Origin of the sequence: Flavobacterium cyanobacteriorum, assembly GCF_002251835.1 — a bacterium.
Lineage (GTDB): Bacteria > Bacteroidota > Bacteroidia > Flavobacteriales > Flavobacteriaceae > Flavobacterium > Flavobacterium cyanobacteriorum.
Genome location: NZ_NOXV01000126.1, coordinates 1 through 4475 on the forward strand (window position 1 = coordinate 1; position 4475 = coordinate 4475).

The 4475-nt window shown below is 37.8% G+C and carries 6 protein-coding genes and 1 tRNA gene; 2 read left to right on the plus strand and 5 right to left on the minus strand.

The window, feature by feature from the left end:
- Positions 1 to 394: 394 nt before the first annotated feature.
- The 4 genes from CHU92_RS01655 to CHU92_RS01670 form a co-directional block, all read right to left on the minus strand.
- Complete coding sequence (locus CHU92_RS01655; protein ID WP_094411954.1) at positions 395 to 1003, minus strand: recombinase family protein; 609 nt, start codon at positions 1001 to 1003, stop codon at positions 395 to 397.
- A gap of 129 nt (positions 1004 to 1132) precedes the next feature.
- On the minus strand, positions 1133 to 1603 hold the full coding sequence (locus CHU92_RS01660; RefSeq protein WP_094411956.1) for a hypothetical protein: 471 nt from the start codon (positions 1601 to 1603) through the stop codon (positions 1133 to 1135).
- A 12-nt stretch (positions 1604 to 1615) separates the two neighbouring features.
- On the minus strand, positions 1616 to 1981 hold the full coding sequence (locus tag CHU92_RS01665) for a hypothetical protein (RefSeq protein ID WP_129582976.1): 366 nt from the start codon (positions 1979 to 1981) through the stop codon (positions 1616 to 1618).
- Positions 1982 to 2110: 129 nt separating this feature from the next.
- Complete coding sequence (locus tag CHU92_RS01670; RefSeq protein ID WP_094411960.1) at positions 2111 to 2536, minus strand: hypothetical protein; 426 nt, start codon at positions 2534 to 2536, stop codon at positions 2111 to 2113.
- Between the two features lie 115 nt (positions 2537 to 2651).
- On the opposite strand from CHU92_RS01670, the gene CHU92_RS01675 reads away from it, so the two are divergent.
- Positions 2652 to 2906, plus strand: a complete 255-nt coding sequence (locus tag CHU92_RS01675; protein WP_094411962.1) for a helix-turn-helix domain-containing protein — start codon at positions 2652 to 2654, stop codon at positions 2904 to 2906.
- A 139-nt stretch (positions 2907 to 3045) separates the two neighbouring features.
- On the opposite strand, the gene CHU92_RS01680 is transcribed toward CHU92_RS01675, so the two are convergent.
- Positions 3046 to 3693 (minus strand): hypothetical protein, encoded by a 648-nt coding sequence (locus tag CHU92_RS01680; protein ID WP_094411964.1) that lies wholly within the window; start codon positions 3691 to 3693, stop codon positions 3046 to 3048.
- 662 nt (positions 3694 to 4355) lie between these two features.
- Here CHU92_RS01680 and CHU92_RS01685 point away from each other — a divergent pair.
- Positions 4356 to 4427 (plus strand) — tRNA-Arg (locus CHU92_RS01685).
- Positions 4428 to 4475 lie beyond the last annotated feature (48 nt).

Here is a 4475-nt window from a genome sequence, read left to right on the forward strand (position 1 = left end):
AAATGGTTAAGTTTGATAGTGTTAAATTTTATTTAGGACAGGATTGGCGGAGAATTATTCTTTTATAGTCACAACTGGACTCGACAAAAATCTCGTTATTTTAGTCAGGGTACATCTAGCCCAAATTACAGGGTAGAAAAATATAATCAATGGGTGTTGATTATTGTGTAGTTCTCCTTGAGAACCTTATATGTACAAAACTACACAATATATGTTTTGGTGACAAGTCTTTAATGAAAAAAAGTTTTTAAACAGCCTCTCCCCACATCATACAGGCGATGCCGATATGACCCTAGCATTGGGGTAAAGTTTCCTAGCGGTAGATAGCGCATTTGCGCTGTTCATCGCTGTTACAACCACTTCGCTAGGACTGGAACCAACCCATAACCTTACTCTAAACTGTTTCATTCTTCTTATCTAATATAGCTTTAATTTTCTGTGTCGTACCGAGTGAACATCCACCGATTTTTGCGGCACGCCTCAATGACTCACCCCGTTTCAACTCTCTTACAACGCTCTTGTACTTCGCCAGAATCTCATCTTCGGTGATTTTGGTGCCGAATAATCTACCCTTGTAAGTTCCTTTGAGTTTTGCAAGCTCTATCCCCTGACGTTGACGCTCTAACATGTTTAGACGTTCCATTTCACCCACATTACCCAGCACACTTACAATCATCTTAAAGGATGGATTGGGTTTATTATCTATCATGGAAAACATTCCGATGTTTTCAACAAATAGATTAATATTCTTCTGGTTGAAGTATTCAAGAACCTCTAAAATGTTTAGGATAGACCTTCCCATGCGGTCTATAGAGCTTAGGTGTATTTCCGTAACCAAACCCGCCTCAATATCGGCTATTAATCTCTTGGCTTCTTTTCGTTCTGCAAATGGGATTGAACCAGATATACGGTCAATGTAGATTTTGGAGAAAGATTTTGAATTCACTTCCTGACGACCCGTGTTTTGTTCTTCGGTGCTTACTCTAATGTATTTAACTTGCATGGCTTATAATTTGATACCGCTAAAATAGTGTATATTTTTAGGATAGCAAAATTATACGCCTGTAAACCAGGTTATTAAATTAAAAAAGTGTGCTGTTTTCAAGCATGCCCTAATACTGAACATGAAATACTATTTACATGGTTCAGGAATGAAGTGGTCATAGTTGACATATTTAATATTAATATTTTTATCGCATACGAATGATTTTTTTCTTTTTGCTTTCCCACACCAATCATACCAAGTCACAGATGCGGTAGCTTTACCGTCCATTCCCCAAGAATAATGCTCTTCTCGCAACAGTAGTCCGTCTTTTGAGAATTCCTTTTCATCACTTAAACGTCCCATGGAATAGTTTTTTTCATATTGGACTTTGCCTCCCGCAAACTCGGGATAATATTTAATTTCACTTTGTTTAACTCCTTCACGAAATTCATAAACCGTTGAGGGGTTTTCTGCCTCGACATCACTAACAGCTGTTCCCGAGTAGAGTTCACCATCGTAGGAGTACGTTTCATTCTCGTTCTTCAAATCATAATAACCTATCTTCCTGTCACAAGCAGCAACAGCAAATAGCACGAACAATAGTATCAGTTTCTTCATAAAGTTGGATTTTTAATAACTTCTTCTTCCTTTACCATCACACATAGGGCAAATCCTGCCTTCTGTCTCCCCTGTGTGCATATTCGTTCCAGTCTCTACACCAGTACCGCTACATAATTCACACGCCTCGTTTTCATAGAGCTTACCGTCCGACCCTACTGAATAGTCTGAGCTTGACTGACTGTCACTACTATAATCAGAATAGTCAGATGCGTAATCAGATTGCTCCTGTGAATATTCAGAGGTATTATATCCTTCCGCTCTCATGTCATCATGAATACCTTTCATTGTTTTTTGGTAACATAAGGTGCAGAAATATCCAGTACCATTAGGATTAATCCTGTTATAATCATCTGTCAGGTCTTTACTGCATGACATACAGTGAATTTCTTCTTTCGGTTGAGCCGCTTGCTCGGCACGGTCTTCTTGAATTGATTTGTCGCATTGATGTGCAATAAAAAATACCATAAAAATGGCACACAGTATAGTTACTATTGTATTTTTCATTTAGTTAGCTCGTATATAATACTTAACATAATCAGCTTCTTCACTAGCATCTAATACCAACTCATTGCCAGTTACGGTAACAATATGGTGGTAGCTATTATGGGCACCGAAAGCTATTCTTCCGTCATTAAGTACCCACCATGAATAAGTACCCGCCCCGCCAAACATACAATCTTCATCAACATAGTGTGTATCTACAACTTCACCGTCGCTTTGGAATTCAAGCACCTCACGACCACATGTACCGTTAGAATCATAAAGTTCAGGTTCTGCATCCCCATATATAGCCTTATATATTATCCATTTACCCAGCACTTGGGAGGTGTCAACATTGTCTACAGGAGCAGGTGCATCGTCTCCGTTTGAACAGGCAGTAAGTAAAAAGGTCACTGCTAATAGAACTGACCCTAATAATTTCTTTTTCATAATATAAGTGATTAATATTCTTACAAATATATAAAAAATACAAAACAATTCGGTTGTATGCAACCTGATTTTATACAATACCAAGCAAACAACCTATTGCTTGTACTTTTCTTTCATGAAACGTATAAGAAAGAATGAAGTTCCAAAAGTGGTGATTATATTAGGGGAAAGGATTAAGGATGTTATCGACGAGAAAGGATTAAGACAAAGGGAGGTAGCCTATGATGCAGGTATGGACGTAGAGAATCTAAGAAAATATATGAAGGGTCAGCAGGAGATGAAAATAAGTACAATATTTCGATTAGCCGAGGCATTGGAAACAACTCCAAGTGAATTATTGAAAGGCTTGGAAACAGAAAAAGAAGGTTAACCCTTCTTCTTAAGTAATTCTATTAAATTTGTAAACTCCTGCTCAGACACATCCCGAACCCTGACCGTTATTGGGTATTTTGGCTTAATATCTGGCATCGATAACAATCTCGTTATTTGGGTTATAGTTAGAAGCACTCTCATGCTGTTTTCCTTATTTTCCCACCTAAATTATTACCCAAAAGGTCGTAATCTTCATCGGATAGTCCATCTTTAGACATGTACCACAGACCCGCTTTAAGCTTATCATATTGTTTTATATCAACCCTATCATAAGAAAAATAAGCCTCTATGTCATTGATAACCTTTGCGTGCAGGGCAATGTCCTCAACAAAGATTAAAAAGTGATTGTGGTATCCATCCCTATTGGTAAACGGTTCCGTTGTAAAAAATAGGTTTAATGCCGTATCGGCACCATATTTGTCAATCAGGGCATCATACAATCCGCTCATTTGCCTGTAACATGACTTTTGGTTCCTGTCATTCCTGTATGCAACCGTCCCGAAGAAACTCCAGTCCATCTCCCACAGTCTATATTGTAAACTGTTCTTTTCAGCTAGACACTTTATCAAATTCTTCATCGAGTGGTTCTCTAATCTCAACGCTTTATTTTCATCAAACATTAACTCACTGTCAAAGTATCTGGCATGCTCTATAGGATAGACTCTCCACTTCCCCTTCATCTTTGTTTCGGAATGCAAATCTGGGTATAACTTATAGAATCTCCCAATCTTACTTTTACTTTTACCAGTTCTTTTTATAAACTCTTTCAATTTATCGTATTTCATCTTCTTTATGATTTTATAATTTTAGTAGATACAAGAACTCCATACAAGGAGGTTAATCAAGCATCGTTATTAGTATATAGTATCGAACTTCAAAATCTGTAGCTTTTTGAAGCATTTTTTTATAAAAATTTTTCGCCACCATGTGTCTCAAATTGAAACACTTCATTTTTATTTTTGTGCAAACCACCCAAAATTTAACCACCATACAGAGTGCCTACTAAAGCAAACGAGTCGTTTATCCTAGAGAGATAGGATACTTGGAACCGTAAAAGCACTAAAAAGGCAAATTTAGCCCTACAGAGGGGAGGGAGGGCGAGGAAGGTGCCATACTCATAGGGTGGTTCATTTATGAATTACGGGCTAACCAGTCCCCAAAGCGGGTAGCTTTTTATATCTTTTCTCAATGGAAATCGCTGAGGTACGGCACTTAAGCAACAACGGAAAATATCTCCATTCATATTTGCCATATATGAATAGAGTTTCTATATTTGCACCTCTGAAAAGAGGTACCCTTTGTTTCAGAAGGTCATAGCCTTAACAGGTTTCCATAATGTCGTTGTATACGGAGTACAATTTCTTCAAATCTGACTGAAATTGGTTCGATAAAACAACATTAGCGGGAGCTTAAAAGGCTATCAGCGATGATGGCCTTTTTTATTCGGGGCCTCGTAGTTCAATGGATAGAATGGGAGTTTCCTAAACTTTTGATACAGGTTCGATTCCTGTCGAGGCTACTAAAAGAAGCCGTCTCACAACTTGAGACGGTTTTTTTACGTTTTTCT